Consider the following 17,465-nt stretch of genomic DNA (forward strand, 5'->3'; position numbering starts at 1 on the left):
GATCGCGAACCCGCCACCAACCGCAACGTCCTGACTGACCACGAGCTCGCCGACAACCGCAACGCCGTGAGGGATCGCGAACCCGCCACCAACCGCAACGTCCTGACTGACCACGAGCTCGCCGACAACCGCAACGCCGTGAGGGATCGCGAACCCGCCACCAACCGCGCCGTCCTGAGGGATCACGAGCCCGCCGACAACCGCAACGCCCTGACGGACCACGAGACCACCGCTGCCGGCCATTCGCGCACGGACCCCGAACCCGTCGCCGCAGGGGACTCCCTCACCGTCCGGAGCCCCGCCGCCACCGGCGACTCCCACTCCGCCCGCGAGCCCGACGCCGACAACACCCCGCTGACGGATCACCAGTCCGCAGCCGGCCCCAGGCCTCTCCCGCCCAACACCCCCCACGCCAACCCCACCAGCCACCCCATCCGCCGCGGCCCCCTTCCCAGCCACATCGCCCTCGCGGACCACAGAGCCCCCACCCCCCACAAAGCTGCTCCCCACAAGACCCCTCCCACCCCTCCTCACAAGGCCCTCCACCCCAAGCCCTCCGATCGCAACCCCCTTGCCCCCAACCCCCTCGCAACGCGCAAGACCACGGAAACCCCGCACCCCCCACCCCCCCAGGAAGCCCTCCACCCACTCCCGCCGCCCATCTCCGTCCGCCCCGCCCCCACCCCCCTGCGCCCCCTCCGCTACGAGCTTCGCCGTGCCACCGGCATCAGCACCGGATTCGTCACCAGCGCCGCCGTCCTCGTCGTCTCCGCGATGACCGCCGTCGTGCTCGCGCGCGTCGGGCACACCCCGCAGGCGCGCCTGCTCGTCGCGTGGCCGCAGCAGCTGCCGCTGCCGCCCGCGGCGCTCGGCGCGGGGCTGCTGGGGGCGCTGGCCTTCGGGGAGGAGTTCCGCCACCCCGCACTGGCGGCGGACCGAGGCACCGTCCCTCGCCGCCTGGGGCTGCTCACGGCCAAGCTCCTGGTGGCCGCGGCCACCGCGCTTGCTCTGGCCGTCCTCACGGTGGGCTGCGACGCCGAGGTGCTCTACCTCGTCTACGGACAGGATCTCGCGCGCATTCCGGGCGACTGGTTCTCGCTGAGCGCGAGTTGGCTCGGGCTCATGGTCGGATGCGCCTGGGCCGGGGTACTGGCGGCCGGCGTCTTCCGGTCCACCACGGCCGGGCTTGCCGCCGTTCTCGCGGTACCGGTCCTCGTCGTACCGCTCGTACAGAAGCTCGTGGAGGGATCATCCGTGCGAGCAGCCGCAGGTCTGCCGATGCGGATGAGGCAGATGTTTCTGCTGCAGTGGCCGTTCGGTGGAGAGCGATATCTGGAGGCCGCGGCGCGGGTCGTCGCCCAACCCGTGGGCAGTGCGCTGACGTTGTCGCTCAGCGCGCTGCTCTGCGCGTATCTGCTCACGGCCCTGCGGAGCAGGGCCCGATGACAAGCTTCTGGCCACCCTCCGCGCCCTTCCGATCCCGTGCTGCGCACAACTCCCTCGGGAAAGCCCATTTCTTTCCGATAAGGCGTCAATTGCGACGGGGTGAGCGATCACCCTTTCGTGTGCTTTTCACCAAAGACCTCAAGGGAGTTGGAGACAGCGCCGACAAAGGATCCGTGAGTACCCTTGCGCACACCATGATGACCTCCGCCCGCTCCACCGACTCCGGTCTCGTCGGCCCGGGCGAACTCGACCGCTACCCCTACGCCGAGGCCCACGGCCCCGACCGCGTGAGCGCCCCCGCCTGGGAGGGCGCGGACCCCGAGCTGGGCCGTGTGGGCCGGCGCGCCGCGGGCAGCCGCGGCCGCGGACTGCACGGCCAACTCGTACAGCAGCTCGGACAGATGATCGTCTCCGGCGACCTGGGTGCCGACCGCCCCTTGGTGCCCGAGGAGATCGGCCAGCGCTTCGAGGTCTCCCGCACCGTCGTCCGTGAGTCGCTCCGGGTCCTGGAGGCCAAGGGCCTGGTCAGTGCCCGCCCGAACGTCGGCACGCGTGTGCGTCCCGTCAGCGACTGGAATCTGCTCGACCCGGACATCATCGAATGGCGGGCCTTCGGGCCGCAGCGCGACGACCAGCGCCGCGAACTGAGCGAGCTGCGCTGGACCATCGAACCGCTCGCCGCCCGCCTGGCCGCCGGTCACGGCCGTGAGGACGTCCAGCAGCGGCTGTCCGACATGGTCGAGATCATGGGCCACGCGATGGGGCAGGGCGACGCGCTCACCTTCTCCCGAGCTGACGCCGAGTTCCACTCGCTGCTCATCCAGATCGCGGGCAACCGCATGCTGGAGCACCTCTCCGGCATCGTCTCCGCCGCGCTCCAGGTCTCCGGCGGCCCGGTGACCGGTTGTGACCGGCCGAACGAGACGACCCTGGCCCACCACGCCCGGATCGTCGACGCCCTCGCGGCCGGTGACGGCGGGGCGGCCGAGGCGGCCATGCGTCAACTGCTCACGGTCCACCCCGAGGTGGAGCGCGTGGTGCCGGCGCCGCGCGAGCACTGATCCGGGACCGCGGTGCGCCGCGGCCGGTAGGTGTCCGAGGTGTCCCTTTCCCCGGTGCCGCTCGGCTTCCCCGGTAGTGCTCGCCCGGCCGTTCGACGTCCTTCGGACCCCGCAGGTTCCAGCCCGATCTGCGGGGTCCGACGACTCCACGGCCGAGGGGCAAGCAGGACGGCAGGTCGGCGGTCAGGCCGGTGGGCAGGTACATGGACTGCGGCCGACGGTCGCTGAGCAGATCGATGCGGGCCCTATGGCGTGCCGAGCAGTGTCAATGGCGTCAGGGCCGACGCCGTACCGATGGCGGCATGGTCGCCACCGGACTTAGGCGGTCGGCTCGCCACCCGACGAACGGCGGCAGGCTCACCGCAGGACCGGCCACGGAGCGGCCGAAGACTGACGGGACCGACCCCGGACCGACCCCGGACCGACCCCGGACCGGCTACTGACCGCCCCGGACCGGACCGGCCAGCCGACCGGCCACCGAACCGGACGGACCACGGACCGGCAACCACGCAGGCCGACCCCGGACCGCGCCCAGGCCGGTCGGCGCCCACGGCGGACCAATGGGAGCATCTGAGCGGCACGCCTCCCGGCCCCACGTGACCGCCTCTGCCCGTGTCTGACCGTTTTTGAGCGCTTACGGGGTGTGACTCGGGCCACGCAGATTGGGCGTAACACTCGTGGAAACAGCGCGATGACCTAAGAGGTGACAGCCGAGAAGGGAACACGGACGCCATGCAAGGCGTTGTGGTTCTTCCCGGCCCCTGCCCGCGCCGTCGGCCCATCCCCAAGCCGGCGGTCGGCTCCAGTCCGCCGTGGACGGGGCCGGAAGTCGTTTTCCAACGTTCCGAGAGGTTGTTCGTGTCGGCCAGCACATCCCGTACGCTCCCGCCGGAGATCGCCGAGTCCGTCTCTGTCATGGCGCTCATTGAGCGGGGAAAGGCTGAGGGGCAGATCGCCGGCGATGACGTGCGTCGGGCCTTCGAAGCTGACCAGATTCCGGCCACTCAGTGGAAGAACGTACTGCGCAGCCTCAACCAGATCCTCGAGGAAGAGGGTGTGACGCTGATGGTCAGTGCCGCAGAACCCAAGCGCACCCGCAAGAGCGTCGCAGCGAAGAGTCCGGCCAAGCGCACCGCCACCAAGACGGTCGCAGCGAAGACCGTGGCCGCCCGTAAGGCCTCCACGACCACGGCTGCACCGGCCGCGCCCGCCGTCGACGATCCGGCCGAGGAGGCCGCACCCGAGAAGAAGGCCGCTGCCAAGAAGACGGCCGCCAAGAAGGCGACCGCGAAGAAGACCGTCGCGGCCAAGAAGACGGCCGCGCCGAAGAAGTCCACCGATGGCAAGAAGGACGATGCCGAGCTCCTCGAGGAGGAGGTGCTGGAGGAGCCCAAGGGAGCCACGGAGGAGCCCGAGGGCACCGAGAACGCCGGGTTCGTGCTCTCCGACGAGGACGAGGACGACGCGCCCGCTCAGCAGGTCGCCGCGGCGGGCGCCACCGCCGACCCGGTCAAGGACTATCTGAAGCAGATCGGCAAGGTCCCCCTGCTCAACGCCGAGCAGGAGGTCGAGCTCGCCAAGCGCATCGAGGCCGGTCTGTTCGCCGAGGACAAGCTGGCCAACGCCGACAAGCTCGCCCCGAAGCTCAAGCGCGAGCTGGAGATCATCGCCGAGGACGGCCGCCGCGCCAAGAACCACCTCCTGGAGGCCAACCTCCGTCTGGTGGTCTCCCTGGCCAAGCGTTACACCGGCCGCGGCATGCTCTTCCTGGACCTCATCCAGGAGGGCAACCTCGGTCTGATCCGCGCGGTCGAGAAGTTCGACTACACCAAGGGCTACAAGTTCTCCACGTACGCCACCTGGTGGATCCGTCAGGCGATCACCCGCGCGATGGCCGACCAGGCCCGCACCATCCGTATCCCGGTGCACATGGTCGAGGTCATCAACAAGCTCGCGCGCGTGCAGCGCCAGATGCTCCAGGACCTGGGCCGCGAGCCCACCCCGGAGGAACTGGCCAAGGAACTCGACATGACCCCCGAGAAGGTCATCGAGGTCCAGAAGTACGGCCGTGAGCCGATCTCGCTGCACACCCCGCTGGGCGAGGACGGCGACAGCGAGTTCGGTGACCTCATCGAGGACTCCGAGGCCGTCGTCCCGGCCGACGCGGTCAGCTTCACGCTTCTGCAGGAGCAGCTGCACTCCGTCCTCGACACCCTGTCCGAGCGCGAGGCGGGCGTCGTCTCGATGCGCTTCGGTCTCACCGACGGTCAGCCGAAGACCCTCGACGAAATCGGCAAGGTGTACGGCGTCACGCGCGAGCGCATCCGCCAGATCGAGTCCAAGACCATGTCGAAGCTGCGCCACCCCTCGCGTTCTCAGGTGCTGCGCGACTACCTCGACTAGGTCGTCCGTACGCCGCGAAGGCCCGGCCGCCCGAAGGGGTGTGCCGGGCCTTCGCGCTGGGGTCGAGTGGCCCCGAGCGGGCTGAGTGGGCCGAGCCGGCTGAGCCTGCTGAGTGGGCCGGGTCCGCTGAGCGGGTGCGAGCTGTGGCGGGCTGAATCACTCTGGGTGTCTCACAAAACTCCCAGAGTGAGGAGCAGCCATGCGTCGACCCTTTGTACGGGCATGGGCCCGGCCGCTGGTCCTGGCGGCCGCGGCGACCGCGATACCGCTGGCCACAGCGGTTCCCGCCGCCTCGGACGGCATAGTCGTCGGCGGTTTCCCCGTCGATTCGCGAGACAGTCCCTACACGGTGGCGCTGTCCAGCCGTGACCGGTTCGGAGGTACGCGCTCGGGGCAGTTCTGCGGCGCGGTCGCGGTGGGCCGTACCACCGTCCTCACCGCGGCGCACTGTCTGGGCGAGGACGTGCTGGGGAGGCCGCCGGGCCAGGTGCGTGACCTCAAGGTCATCGCGGGCCGTACGGATCTGCGCTCGGACGAGGGCAAGGAGATCGCCGTCCGCGAGACATGGGTGAATCCCGCGTACGACAACATCAGCAACGCCGGCGACTTCGCGGTGCTCACGCTCGCCGAAGAGCTCCCTGAGAACGCGCTGATAGCCATGGCCCCGGCGGGCGACTCCGCGTACACGGCCGAGACGAACGCCACGGTCTACGGATGGGGTGACGTCACCGGCGCCGGCGACTACCCGTACGCCTTGCGGGCCGCACGCGTGCGCGTACTGCCGGACGCGCTGTGCGAGGACGCGTATCCGGGAAGCAGCGACGGCACCTATCGCGCGGACGCCATGGTGTGCGCGGGCCAGCGGGTGGGAGGCCGGGACGCATGCCAGGGGGACAGCGGAGGGCCGCTGGTCGCCGAGGGACGGCTGATCGGCCTGGTGTCATGGGGAAGCGGCTGCGGACGGCCGGGCAGCCCGGGTGTCTACACGCGGGTGTCCGACCTGCTCCGGAAGCTGGGCTGGGATCGCCCCGCGCAGGCATCGCAGGCCGCGCCGGACGAGGTCCGCGGGAGCGCGCCGAAAAGGCCTGGAGGGCCCGGTGACGGCGGCAGCGCACCCTGAACGGGGCTCCCGCTGAGACAGGTTTTACGGCACGACCGCTGAATGCGGAAGGACGAGGACGGGCGGCCGCCCTGAGAGCAGGGCGGCCGCCCGTTCACCGGTCTGGACCGGGCTCGTCGTGGACGCTAGGCGTCAGCGCTCATCTTCCGAAGCGGTCGCGGGAGCGGCCGTGAGCCGCTCCGTCTCGTCCTGTATCTCAGCGGCGATCTTCTTGAGTTCCGGCTCGAACTTGCGGCCATGGTGCGCGCAGAAGAGCAGCTCTCCGCCGCTGAGCAGGACGACGCGCAGGTATGCCTGGGCGCCGCAGCGGTCGCAGCGATCAGCGGCCGTCAGCGGGCTCGCGGGGGTCAGAACAGTAGTCACGTCGCCTCTTCTCTAGCTCGACGAGCTGTCGTACCAGGGTCAACATCCAACCAGCCCGAAAACGTTCCCGCTCGTGGCCATTCCTCGAAAAAAAATCTCCGAGGTGGTTGTCTGCTGCCGGTTGGCGGCGAATGTGCCGTAGTACGTGTCTGTGTGTCTTACGGGTTCGCGCAGTCGGTCGGTGTCGGTGTCCTCCCCGGCCGGGTTGCCGGTTGTTCATGAGGACGTGCCCGGAGCCTAAATGGTTCATGCCTCGAAGGGAACGTGATATGTGCTTCACTCAAACGAGGGATCGAACACGTATGCGATCGTGGACTAGTCTGAGTTCCGGACGAGGGTGGCGTTACAACGGCTCTACCAGGCCTCGGTACCCTCTGAGCGGCTACCGGAGCCGCGCCCTTACCCAAATGGGCCCCACATGAAATTCAGCGAGGAGCGAACCGCGTGACCGCCGAAACGTCCGTGCCGTCCACAGCGCTGCTGGCAGGAGCAGACCGGGACGGTTCCAACTACACCGCGCGGCACCTGCTCGTCCTGGAGGGGCTGGAGGCCGTCCGCAAGCGCCCGGGCATGTACATCGGGTCCACGGACAGCCGCGGCCTGATGCACTGTCTGTGGGAGATCATCGACAACTCCGTGGACGAGGCCCTGGGCGGGTACTGCGACCACATCGAGGTGATCCTGCACGACGACGGCTCGGTGGAGGTGCGCGACAACGGCCGTGGCATCCCGGTCGACGTCGAGCCCAAGACCGGTCTGTCCGGCGTCGAGGTTGTCATGACCAAGCTGCACGCCGGCGGCAAGTTCGGCGGCGGCTCGTACGCCGCCTCCGGCGGTCTGCACGGCGTGGGCGCCTCCGTCGTGAACGCCCTGTCCGCGCGGCTGGACGTCGAGGTCGACCGCGGCGGCCACACCCACGCGATCAGCTTCCGGCGCGGAGTCCCCGGTGCGTTCGCCTCCCTGGGGCCGGACGCGAAGTTCGAGGCCAAGAGCGGCCTGCGCAAGGCCAAGAAGATCCCCAAGACCCGCAACGGCACGCGTGTGCGGTACTGGGCGGACCGCCAGATCTTCCTCAAGGACGCCAAGCTCTCCCTGGAGAACCTGCACCAGCGCGCCCGCCAGACCGCGTTCCTCGTCCCCGGCCTGACCATCGTCGTCCGCGACGAGTACGGCCTCGGCGAGGGCGGCAGCAAGGGCGAGGAGTCCTTCCGCTTCGACGGCGGCATCAGCGAGTTCTGCGAGTTCCTGGCCACCGACAAGCCCGTTTGCGACGTCCTGAGGCTGTCCGGCCAGGGCACGTTCAAGGAGACCGTCCCGGTCCTGGACGACCACGGCCAGATGACTCCCACCCAGGTCACGCGGCAACTCGACGTCGATGTCGCACTGCGGTGGGGCACGGGGTACGACACGACCCTGAGGTCGTTCGTGAACATCATCGCCACCCCCAAGGGCGGTACCCATGTCGCCGGCTTCGAGACGGCCGTGACCAGCACCATCAACGAGGTGCTGCGCGCCAAGAAGCTGCTGCGGGTCGCCGAGGACGACATCGTCAAGGACGACGCCCTGGAGGGCCTCACGGCGGTCGTCACCGTGCGCCTCGCCGAGCCGCAGTTCGAGGGACAGACCAAGGAGGTGCTCGGCACCTCGGCGGCCCGTCGCATCGTGAACACCGTGATCTCCAAGGAGCTCAAGGCGTTTCTGACGTCCACCAAGCGGGATGCCGCGGCGCAGGCCCGGGTCGTCATGGAGAAGGCGGTCGCCGCCGCCCGTACGCGCATCGCCGCCCGTCAGCACAAGGACGCGCAGCGCCGGAAGACGGCCCTGGAGTCATCGTCCCTGCCGGCCAAGCTCGCCGACTGCCGCAGCGACGACGTGGACCGCAGCGAGCTGTTCATCGTCGAGGGCGACTCCGCGCTCGGTACCGCCAAGCTCGCCCGGAACTCCGAGTTCCAGGCACTGCTGCCGATCCGCGGCAAGATCCTCAACGTCCAGAAGTCGTCCGTCACGGACATGCTCAAGAACGCCGAGTGCGGCGCGATCATCCAGGTCATAGGGGCGGGCTCGGGCCGGACCTTCGACCTGGACGCGGCCCGCTACGGCAAGATCATCATGATGACCGACGCCGATGTGGACGGCTCCCACATCCGTTGCCTGCTCCTGACGCTCTTCCAGCGCTACATGCGTCCCATGGTCGAGGCCGGCCGGGTGTTCGCGGCGGTGCCGCCGCTGCACCGGGTCGAGATCGTCCAGCCCAAGAAGGGCCAGGACAAGTACGTCTACACGTACTCGGACCGCGAGCTGCGCGACAAGCTCATGGAGTTCCAGAGCAAGGGCGTCCGGTACAAGGACTCGATCCAGCGCTACAAGGGTCTGGGTGAGATGGACGCCGACCAGCTGGCCGAGACCACCATGGATCCGCGCCACCGCACCCTGCGCCGCATCAACCTCGCCGACCTGGAGGCCGCGGAGCAGGTCTTCGACCTCCTGATGGGCAACGACGTCGCACCGCGCAAGGAGTTCATCTCCAACTCGGCGGCGACCCTGGACCGGTCGCGCATCGACGCATAGCGCAGGACTCGGGCCACCAGCGGTTCGAGTCACCTGATGGGGTGAAGAGCGGGAAGAAGAATAGTCAGGGATCTTCCCGCTCTGTCCATGCTTGGGCATGCCCTCAAGCAATGGTCGCCCTGCGCAGTACGACGACCCCTGGTACGACTCCCTGGCCTCCGCCTGGGGCGAGTCGGCCGGTGCCCCCGCGCCGGTGCCGCCCGCGCGCGCTGAGGCACCGTCCGCCGGCGACGTCTACCTCGAAGTGCAGCGCAGCGCTGCCTTCCAGGAGGTGCGCGGCCGCTACCTGAGGTTCGTGATCCCGGCGGTGATCGGCTTCTTCGTCTGGTACGTGGCGTACGTCGTCGCCGCCACGACCGCGCACGAGTTGATGGCGCGGCCCGTGGTGGGCGCGGTGAACGTGGCGATGCTCGCCGGGCTCGGGCAGTTCCTCACCACCTTCCTGCTCACCTGGGCCTACGCGCGGCACGCGCGGCGGCGCCGGGACCGGGCCGCGCTCGAACTGCGCTGGGACACCCAGGAAATGACGCGTGGCGCCCGCGGCGGTGCGCTGTGACGGGCGATCATCAGACGCTTGGCCTGCTGCTGTTCAGCGGGTTCGTCGCCGTCACCCTCGGCATCACGACCTGGGTGAGCCGCAACCGCCAGGGTTCGGCGGAGGAGTTCTACGTCGGCGGGCGGCTCTTCACGCCCATGGAGAATGGTTTTGCCATCGCGGGTGACTACATGTCGGCCGCCTCCTTCCTGGGCATCTCCGGACTCATCGCGCTGTTCGGATACGACGGGATGCTGTACTCGGTGGGCTTCCTGGTGGCCTGGCTCGTCGTGCTGCTGCTGGTCGCCGAACTGGTGCGCAACTGCGGCAGGTTCACGCTCGCGGACGTCGTGGCCGCGCGAATGCGGGAGCGGCCGGTCCGGATCGCGGCGGGAACCTCCTCGGTCACCGTGTCCGTTCTGTACCTGGTGGCGCAGATGGTGGGTGCGGGCAGCCTGGTGGCGCTGCTGCTGGGCGGGACGAGCGAGGCGGCACGGTCCTGGACGGTCATCGGCGTCGGCGGGCTGATGGTGATCTATGTGTCGCTGGGAGGGATGCGGGCCACCACATGGATTCAGATCGTGAAGGCGGTCCTGCTGATGGGCGGGGCGATCGCCCTGACCGCGCTCGTCCTCGCGCGCTTCCACGGCGACTTCGACCAGTTGCTGCGCACCGCCGCCGCTCGCAGTGGCCAGGGAGAGGCGTTCCTCGCGCCGGGACTGAAGTACGGCGGCGACTGGACCGCCCGCTTCGACTTCATCAGCCTCGGCCTCGCCCTGGTGCTGGGGACGGCCGGGCTGCCGCACATCCTCTCCCGGTTCTACACCGTCCCCACCGCCCGGGCGGCGCGACGTTCGGTGGTGTGGGCGATCGGGCTGATCGGCGGCTTCTATCTGATGACGATCGTCCTCGGGTTCGGCGCCGCGGCCATCGTCGGCCCGGCCGCCGTACGGGCGTCGAACGCCGCCGGGAACACGGCGGTTCCCCTGCTGGCCCTGGATCTGGGCGGCGGGGCGGGCTCGACGGGTGGAACGGTTCTCTTCGCGGTCGTCGCCGCCATCGCCTTCGCTACCATCCTCGCGGTCGTGGCGGGCATCACCCTGGCCTCCTCGGCATCCGTGGCACACGACCTGTACGCGTCCCTGCGGCGCAGGAAGTCCGAGCCGCGCAGCGAGGTCAGGGTGGCACGCGCCGCCGCGGTCGGTGTCGGCGTCGTCGCCATCGCCCTCGGGCTGCTGGCTCGCGACCTCAACGTCGCCTTCCTGGTGGGCCTCGCCTTCGCCGTCGCCGCGTCGGCCAACCTGCCCGTGCTGCTCTATTCGCTGTTCTGGCGCGGCTTCACCACACGCGGTGCCGTGTGGTCCGTCTACGGCGGGCTGATCCCGGCCGTGGCGCTGGTGGCGCTGTCACCCGTCGTGTCCGGCAGCCCCGAATCACTGTTCCCCGGCATCGACTTCCAGTACTTCCCGCTGCAGAATCCGGGCCTTGTCTCGATCCCCCTGGGCTTCCTGGCGGGCTGGCTCGGCACGATCACGTCGGCGGAGACCCCGGACGCCGCCAAACACGCGGAGACGCAAGTGCGGGCGCTGACGGGGGCGGGCGCCGCTTGACGGGCCGTGCATCGGGCGTGGCCGTGTGACGGGCCGTGCCGTGAGCGACGCGGGCGCGTGAGGGCACTGCTGTGGGTGTGGTGTGTCACGGGCCGCGCCCCGGGTGTGGCCGCGCCACGGGCCGTGCGGTGGTGGCGACCGCGTGACCGGCCGCGAGTCGGGCGCGGCTGTGCCACGGTGGTGCATCGGGCGTGGCCGCGCGGTGCGGTCGCGGGACGCCGCTGCGGCTCAGGCAGTGGCCGCCCGCGGCGCGGGCACCGGTTGCCTGCGCCTCAGGTGCGGGTCGCCCACACGTAGCGGTGTTCGGGGCGGCCCGCGTCGCCGTACTTCAGGGTCAGCGTGGCCCGTCCCGTGCGCTCCAGGAGCTTCAGATATCGCTGGGCGGTCTGCCGGCTCACCCCGGTCCGTTCGGCGATCTCCTGGGCCGACAGGGGACCTTCCGCGTTCATCAGGGACTGGCGTACGAGCTCGGCGGTGGTGGGCGAGTGCCCCTTGGGCAGGTCCGGCTCCGAAGTCGCGGACAGCGCCCCGAAGATGCGGTCCACCTCCGCCTGTTCCGCCTCGCCGCCGCCGTCCAGGGTCCGGCGCAGCTCGGCGTACGCCTCCAGCTTGGCGCGCAGGCCGGCGAAGGCGAAGGGCTTGACGAGGTACTGCAACGCGCCCTGCCGCATCGCCGCCTGCACGGTGGAGATGTCGCGTGCCGCCGTGACCATGATCACGTCGGTCTGATGGCCGCGCCGGCGCATCTCCCGCACCACCGTCAGGCCCGTCTCGCCGGGCAGGTAATGGTCCATGAGCACCAGGTCCACATGCGGCAGCGCCTCCAGCTGACGGAGCGCCTCGACAGCGCTGTGCGCCTCCCCGGCCACGCGGAAGCCCGGCACCTTCTCGACGTACGCGGCGTTCACGCGCGCGACCCTGGTGTCGTCGTCCACGACCAGGACCTCGATCATCACGCCTCCTCCTCGGTGGCCCGCTCGGCCGACGGAACCGTGAGGGCCGCTTCCGCGCCCGGATCGGCCAGGGCCTCGGGCAGGACGACGGTGAACTCCGCGCCGCCACCCGCGGCCTCACCCACCGCCGCGGATCCGCCCTGCCGCTCCGCCAGCCTGCGCACCATGGCGAGGCCGATGCCGCGCTCCCGGTGCGCGGGCGGCTTCTTGGTGGACCAGCCCTCGGTGAAGATCAACTCTCGTAGCTCCGCCGGGATGCCGGGACCGGTGTCCCGTACCGTGAGCACGACGGTACGGTCCTTCGTGGTCAGCTCGACCTCCACGCGCGCGTGCGGCGTTCCCGCGGCGGCGTCCAGCGCGTTGTCCACCAGGTTGCCGACGACCGTGACCAGCCCCCGGGCGTCGACCAGCCGGTCCGGAAGACGCGTACGCCCCGAGAGGCGCAGGGCGACGCCGCGCTCGGCGGCGACGGTCGACTTGCCGACCAGCAGCGCGGCGAGCAGCGGGTCCCCGATCTTCTCGGTGAACTGCTCCGCGGTCGCCCGGTGGTCGCCGACCACGTCACCCACGAACTCGACCGCGTCGTCGTACATCTCCAGCTCCAGCAGCCCGAGAAGCGTGTGCATCCGGTTGGCGTGCTCGTGGTCCTGCGCGCGCAGGGCGTCGATCAGGCCACGCGTCGAGTCCAGCTCGCGGCCGAGCTGCTCCAGCTCGGTGCGGTCGCGCAGGGTGGCGACGGCGCCCCCGTCGCCGGTGGGCATGCGGTTGGCCACCAGGACGCGCCGGCCGCGCACCGTCAGCAGGTCGGTGCCGGTCACCCGGCCGGCCAGGACGTCGGCCGTACGCCCCTCGCCGAGCGCCTCGTCCGGGGAGCTGCCCACGGCTTCGTGCCCGATGCCCAGGAGGCGCTGTGCCTCGTCGTTGAGCAGCCGGACGCGGCCGGTGCGGTCCAGCGCGACGACGCCCTCCCGGATGCCGTGCAGCATCGCCTCGCGCTCGGCGAGCAGCCCCGCGATGTCGGAGAACGCCAGGTCCCGGGTCTGCCGCTGGACCCGCCGGGAGATCAGCCAGGCGGCCAGCGCGCCGACGGCCAGGGCGCCGCCCGCGTACGCCAGCAGCTCCGGGATCGCGTGGATCAGCAGTGCGCGGACACTGTCGTAGGCGATGCCGACCGACACCGCCCCGACGATCTCCCCGTCGCTGTCCCGCAGCGGCACCTTCCCGCGCGCGGAGCGGCCGAGGGTGCCCTCGTCGATCTCCATGACCTCCTGGCCGGCCAGCGCGTCGCTGGGATCCGTGGAGACGTGTCCGCCGATCTGCGAGGGCTCGGTGTGGGACCAGCGCACGCCTCGGCGGTCCATCACCACCACGTACTCCGCCTGCGTGGCACGCCGGATCCGCTCCGCCTCCCGTTGGACCGGCCCGTCGGCCGTCGCGGGCGTGCTGCGGACCTCCTCGGCGAGCTGCGGCTGCGCCGCGGTGGTCTGCGCTATGGCGAGCGCGCGCCGCATCGCCTGGTCGTCCAGCTGGTCGCCCAGGGGCGCGAGAAACAGCCCGGTCGCGAGCACCGCGACTCCCGCGGCGATCGCCACCTGCATCAGCAGCACCTGCGAGAACACCCGGCGGGGAAGACCGAGGCGCAGACGGCGTGCGGGGGGAGTGGTGCTCATACCCACGAAGGTACGTGGGGGAGCGAGCGGAGCCGCCGAGGGGTGCTGTGCTGCCGTGGAGCGGGGTGGCCGGAGCCCGTCCTCCGGCGCCGGCGCGTGATCGGCTCCGTGGACCGGCTCCGGGCGGCCTCAGCCCGCCAGTGCCGTGCGCCTGAGTTCGTGGACCGCCACCACGTCCATCCGTGCCGGGGCGCCCAGGACGGACGTACCGCAGCTCTCCTCGCGCGGAGGGAGGGACGCACCCTGGGCGACGAGCACGCGCCAATGGCGTCCGTCCGCATGGGCGACGGTCACCTCCCAGCGAGGTGCCGCGCCCTCCGTCCGTACGGCGCTCTCGGTCCGTATGACGCTCAGCGCGTCCGCCGCGTACTCGCCGGCGGCCGTGCGCACGGCCAGCTCCGCCGCCTGACCGGGCCGCTCCCAGGCCGAGCGGCCCCGGCAGCCCTCCAGGAGAACTCGGCCTTCCTGCATGCCGTGCAGGACGTCCTTGACGGTGTGGGCCTCTACTCGGCCGTACGCATAGCCGTGCGGCAGCACCAGCACCGTCGGGGAGAAGCGATGACCCCCCAAATGGGTGACCTCCCAGCTGCCGCTCATCCCGGAAGCGGCGAGCTCGTTGGCGAGGGGGCGGCCGAGGAGGGCGCAGCAACGGTCGCGCTTGCCGTTGGTGCAGACGAGGGCGAGCGGGGCACCGGTGTGGGCGCCGCCCTGCAGCGTGGCGTCGAAGGTGTGGTGATCACCCATACCGAGGGCGGCGAAGTCGAGGTCGAGCAGCTGCGCCGGGTCGTCGGTCATGGCGGCGTGCAGCCACGCGTTGCCGGGCATGGTGTGCGCCGCGTAGACGTGGCGCACGGCGGGCGGGCCGAAGTCGGCGTGGGGGCCGGGGCGGCGGATGAGCGCGATGCGGACGCCCGTGTCCTTGGCGGCCGCTTCCAGCGCCCGGCCCAGTGCGGGGTCCAGGTGGCTCGAAGTGAGCGCCCTGGCGCCCCATGGACCCGGCTGTTCCACCAGGAGCCAGGTCCTGGCGGTCGCGGCGGTTCCGGAGACGGGCTCGTCGAGGTCCCGCGAGACGGTTGCACACCTACTCACACAGGGGAGCCTAACCTGACTTCGTCCAGGGTGACTTCCGGACGTCCCGGTGACCTACCCCGGCAAGGGGTGCGGCGGCCGCGGGCCCACGTAGTGGCCGCTGGGGCGCATCCGCAGGGGGCGCTCGCCGTACTCCTCCAGGGCGTGGGCGATCCAGCCCGCCGTGCGCGCCACCGCGAAGATTGTCTCGCCCGCCGTCGGAAGCATCCCTCCGGCGACGGTGAGCACGGCGAGGGCCATGTCGACGTTGGCGTGCAGCGGGGTGTGCCGGGCGGCCGTGGCCATGACGTCCCGGGTGGCGGCCAGGGCGGGCTCGGCGTCCGGCATCTCCTCCAGCGCGGCGAACAGCGCCCGCGCGCGTGGGTCCTCGCCCGGGTACAGCCGGTGGCCGAGGCCCGGGACGCGGCGCCCGGCCCGCAGCTCCTCCGCGACCACGGGCGCCGGGTCACCCTGGTCGAGCACCTCGACGAGCATCCGGTGGGCGAGCCCGCTGGCCGCGCCGTGCAGGGGACCCTCGAGAACGCCGAGCCCTGCGGAGACGGCCGCGTAGGCGTGTGCCCGGGCTGACGCGGCGACGCGCACCGCGAGCGTCGAGGCGGCCAGGTCGTGGTCGACGAGCAGGCCGAGCGCCATGTCCAGGGCGCGCAGCGAGGCCTCGTCCGGGTCGCGTGGGCTGAGCCGTCTCCAGAGACGCTGGGCCAGTGAGCCCTCGTCGCGGTGGGTGCGGCGTTGTGGCGGCAGGGCTGCGACGAGTGTGGGAATCAGCAGGCGCGCGGTGCCGAGGACGGCGTCCTCGGACAGGTCGAAGCGCAGCGGGTCCGTGCTGGCGGCGGCGGCCACGGCGACGCGCAGCCGGTCGGTGGGACCGCTGTGCTCGGGCAGGGAGTCGACCGCGCGCCGCGCGACGGCGACCGAGGCAAGGGGCGCGTTGAAGGTGATCCCGGGGCGCAGCTGCCCGGTCCACAGCCACTCCGCGATCTCCTCGTAGGTGTGGCGTGTGGCCAGTTCGGTCGCGTCGACGCCCCGGAAGTAGTACCGGTCCGACTCGATCAGCGTGATGCGGGTGCGGACGGCCATGTCGGTACCGGTGGGTGGACTTCCGCCGCTCTCCCGTCTGTTGCGGCGGGCGAGCGCCTCCACCTCCTCGGCGTCGAACGTACTGCCCCGGCCGCCGGGCGTGCGGTGACTGCTCAGCTGCCCCCGGCTCACGTAGGCGTACACGGTCTCCGCCTTCACGCCGAGCAGCTCCGCGGCCTCCTTGGTGCTCAGCCGCCGGCCCGGTGGGACGGGGCCGGGTTCTTGATCGCGCATGGGGGTCACCGTAGCGGCCTGAGCGACACATTGACTCCTGCATTGATTCAATCAATATTGACAGACATTGAGTCAACCATGGACAGTCACATCAAGTCCAGGGAGGAAAAACATGTCCGTCAACAGGTCCGCATCCACTCCTGTCGCCGTACCGCGGGGACTCGCGGGCGTCGTCGTGACCGACACCGAGATCGGTGACGTACGGGGTCTTGAGGGCTTCTACCACTACCGGCAGTACTCGGCCGTCGAACTCGCGCAGACCCGGCGCTTCGAGGACGTCTGGCACCTGATGGTGTACGGAGAACTCCCGGCAGACGCCGCGAGCGCTTCGGCGTTCACCGCCGGGACCGCGGCGCTGCGACGGCTTCCCGACGAGGTGGCGGCGGCCCTTCCCGCCGTCGCGACGGCCGGCGGGCAGGGCCCGCTCGCCGGACTGCGCACCGCGCTGTCCCTGCTGGGCGCCGCGAAGGGCTTCCGCCCGCTGTACGACATCGACGCGGACCGGCGGCGCGAGGACGCGCTCGCGGCGACCGCGGCCGTACCGACCCTGCTCACCGCCCTGCACCGGCTCGGGAGGGGGCTGGCGCCGGTGCCGCCGCGTGAGGACCTGTCGTACGCGGCGAACTACTTGTACATGCTGACCGGTGAGGAACCCGATCCGCGGCGAGCCCGTGCCGTCGAGCAGTACCTGATCTCAACCATTGATCACGGATTCAATGCATCAACCTTTACGGCTCGGGTCATCGCGTCCACCGGCGCCGACGTCGGCGCCTGCCTGGTCGGGGCGGTCGGTGCGCTGTCGGGGCCTCTGCACGGAGGTGCCCCGAGCCGGGCGCTGGACACCCTGGACGCGATCGGCACGGTCGACCGCATCGACCCCTGGATCCGGGAACGCGTCCTCGCCGGTGACCGCATCATGGGCTTCGGGCACCCCGTCTACCGCACGGAGGACCCGCGCTCTCGCATGCTGCGGGGCATCGCCCAGGAGTTCGGCGGGCCGCTGGTCGACTTCGCGGTGGAGGTGGAACGCCGGGTGGAGGCGATCCTCGCCGAACTCAAGCCCGGCCGTGAGCTGCACACGAACGTGGAGTTCTACGCCGGCGTGGTCATGGAACTCTGTGGCCTGCCCCGGGAGATGTTCACGCCGACGTTCGCCGCGGCGCGCGTGGTCGGCTGGAGCGCCAACATCCTGGAACAGTCCCAGGACTCGAAGATCATCCGCCCGGCGGCGCGGTATGTGGGGCCTGGGGCACCGGTGAAGGTGCCGCAGGCGGCGTGACGGGCTGCCCGGAGCTGAACGACGTCCGGCACCCATCCGGTGCCGGACCTGAAGACG

At 70.9% G+C, this 17,465-nt stretch carries 12 protein-coding genes and 1 pseudogene; 8 read left to right on the forward strand and 5 right to left on the reverse strand.

Going from position 1 to position 17,465, the window contains the following annotated elements:
• The 4 genes and pseudogenes from ACIHCM_RS27320 to ACIHCM_RS27335 all read left to right on the forward strand — a co-directional run.
• Nucleotides 1-1,446 (forward strand): annotated as a pseudogene (locus ACIHCM_RS27320) (ABC transporter ATP-binding protein); the annotation flags it as partial.
• A gap of 173 nt (nucleotides 1,447-1,619) precedes the next feature.
• Nucleotides 1,620-2,507 carry a FadR/GntR family transcriptional regulator gene (locus ACIHCM_RS27325; RefSeq protein WP_393110899.1) on the forward strand — a complete coding sequence of 296 codons (888 nt, stop codon included), beginning with the start codon at nucleotides 1,620-1,622 and terminating at the stop codon, nucleotides 2,505-2,507.
• 858 nt (nucleotides 2,508-3,365) lie between these two features.
• Nucleotides 3,366-4,910 (forward strand): RNA polymerase sigma factor, encoded by a 1,545-nt coding sequence (locus ACIHCM_RS27330; RefSeq protein WP_399901066.1) that lies wholly within the window; start codon nucleotides 3,366-3,368, stop codon nucleotides 4,908-4,910.
• 199 nt (nucleotides 4,911-5,109) lie between these two features.
• The gene (locus ACIHCM_RS27335; RefSeq protein WP_399901069.1) at nucleotides 5,110-6,030 is read left to right on the forward strand and encodes a serine protease; all 921 of its coding nucleotides are present in this window, start codon (nucleotides 5,110-5,112) and stop codon (nucleotides 6,028-6,030) included.
• 132 nt (nucleotides 6,031-6,162) lie between these two features.
• Here ACIHCM_RS27335 and ACIHCM_RS27340 read toward each other — a convergent pair whose 3' ends face one another.
• Nucleotides 6,163-6,393: a hypothetical protein gene (locus tag ACIHCM_RS27340; RefSeq protein ID WP_365446085.1), complete on the reverse strand. Its 231-nt coding sequence runs from the start codon at nucleotides 6,391-6,393 to the stop codon at nucleotides 6,163-6,165.
• A gap of 444 nt (nucleotides 6,394-6,837) precedes the next feature.
• On the opposite strand from ACIHCM_RS27340, the gene ACIHCM_RS27345 reads away from it, so the two are divergent.
• The 3 genes from ACIHCM_RS27345 (at nucleotide 6,838) to ACIHCM_RS27355 (ending at nucleotide 11,106) form a co-directional block, all read left to right on the forward strand.
• Nucleotides 6,838-8,961: a type IIA DNA topoisomerase subunit B gene (locus ACIHCM_RS27345; RefSeq protein ID WP_399901072.1), complete on the forward strand. Its 2,124-nt coding sequence runs from the start codon at nucleotides 6,838-6,840 to the stop codon at nucleotides 8,959-8,961.
• 97 nt (nucleotides 8,962-9,058) lie between these two features.
• The gene (locus ACIHCM_RS27350; protein ID WP_399901075.1) at nucleotides 9,059-9,517 is read left to right on the forward strand and encodes a DUF485 domain-containing protein; all 459 of its coding nucleotides are present in this window, start codon (nucleotides 9,059-9,061) and stop codon (nucleotides 9,515-9,517) included.
• A complete protein-coding gene (locus tag ACIHCM_RS27355) occupies nucleotides 9,514-11,106 on the forward strand; it encodes a cation acetate symporter (protein ID WP_399901078.1) in 1,593 nt (530 codons plus the stop codon). Before ACIHCM_RS27350 ends, ACIHCM_RS27355 begins: the two co-directional genes overlap by 4 nt.
• A 272-nt stretch (nucleotides 11,107-11,378) precedes the next feature.
• Here the strand turns inward: ACIHCM_RS27355 and ACIHCM_RS27360 are convergent, their stop codons facing one another.
• From ACIHCM_RS27360 to ACIHCM_RS27375, 4 genes are all read right to left on the reverse strand, one after another.
• Entirely contained in the window at nucleotides 11,379-12,059 is a 681-nt protein-coding gene (locus tag ACIHCM_RS27360; RefSeq protein ID WP_399901254.1) for a response regulator, read from the reverse strand.
• Nucleotides 12,059-13,729, reverse strand: coding sequence for an ATP-binding protein (locus ACIHCM_RS27365; RefSeq protein ID WP_399901081.1), 1,671 nt, complete (start codon nucleotides 13,727-13,729; stop codon nucleotides 12,059-12,061). Before ACIHCM_RS27365 ends, ACIHCM_RS27360 begins: the two co-directional genes overlap by 1 nt.
• Nucleotides 13,730-13,858: 129 nt before the next feature.
• On the reverse strand, nucleotides 13,859-14,818 hold the full coding sequence (locus ACIHCM_RS27370; protein WP_399901083.1) for a sucrase ferredoxin: 960 nt from the start codon (nucleotides 14,816-14,818) through the stop codon (nucleotides 13,859-13,861).
• A gap of 54 nt (nucleotides 14,819-14,872) precedes the next feature.
• Nucleotides 14,873-16,129, reverse strand: coding sequence for a citrate synthase (locus tag ACIHCM_RS27375; protein WP_399901086.1), 1,257 nt, complete (start codon nucleotides 16,127-16,129; stop codon nucleotides 14,873-14,875).
• 112 nt (nucleotides 16,130-16,241) lie between these two features.
• Here ACIHCM_RS27375 and ACIHCM_RS27380 point away from each other — a divergent pair, with 112 nt between their 5' ends.
• Nucleotides 16,242-17,408: a citrate synthase gene (locus tag ACIHCM_RS27380; protein ID WP_399901088.1), complete on the forward strand. Its 1,167-nt coding sequence runs from the start codon at nucleotides 16,242-16,244 to the stop codon at nucleotides 17,406-17,408.
• Nucleotides 17,409-17,465 lie beyond the last annotated feature (57 nt).

Origin of the sequence: Streptomyces sp. NPDC052023, assembly GCF_044548465.1 — a bacterium.
Lineage (GTDB): Bacteria > Actinomycetota > Actinomycetes > Streptomycetales > Streptomycetaceae > Streptomyces.

Excerpts from the sequence above, each read along its gene's own strand:
- ACIHCM_RS27335 (WP_399901069.1), top strand. The coding sequence starts at position 5,110 with ATGCGTCGACCCTTTGTACGGGCATGGGCCCGGCCGCTGGTCCTGGCG.
- ACIHCM_RS27350 (WP_399901075.1), top strand. The coding sequence starts at position 9,059 with ATGCCCTCAAGCAATGGTCGCCCTGCGCAGTACGACGACCCCTGGTAC.
- ACIHCM_RS27360 (WP_399901254.1), bottom strand. The coding sequence starts at position 12,059 with ATGATCGAGGTCCTGGTCGTGGACGACGACACCAGGGTCGCGCGCGTG.
- ACIHCM_RS27365 (WP_399901081.1), bottom strand. The coding sequence starts at position 13,729 with ATGAGCACCACTCCCCCCGCACGCCGTCTGCGCCTCGGTCTTCCCCGC.
- ACIHCM_RS27375 (WP_399901086.1), bottom strand. The coding sequence starts at position 16,129 with ATGCGCGATCAAGAACCCGGCCCCGTCCCACCGGGCCGGCGGCTGAGC.
- ACIHCM_RS27380 (WP_399901088.1), top strand. The coding sequence starts at position 16,242 with ATGTCCGTCAACAGGTCCGCATCCACTCCTGTCGCCGTACCGCGGGGA.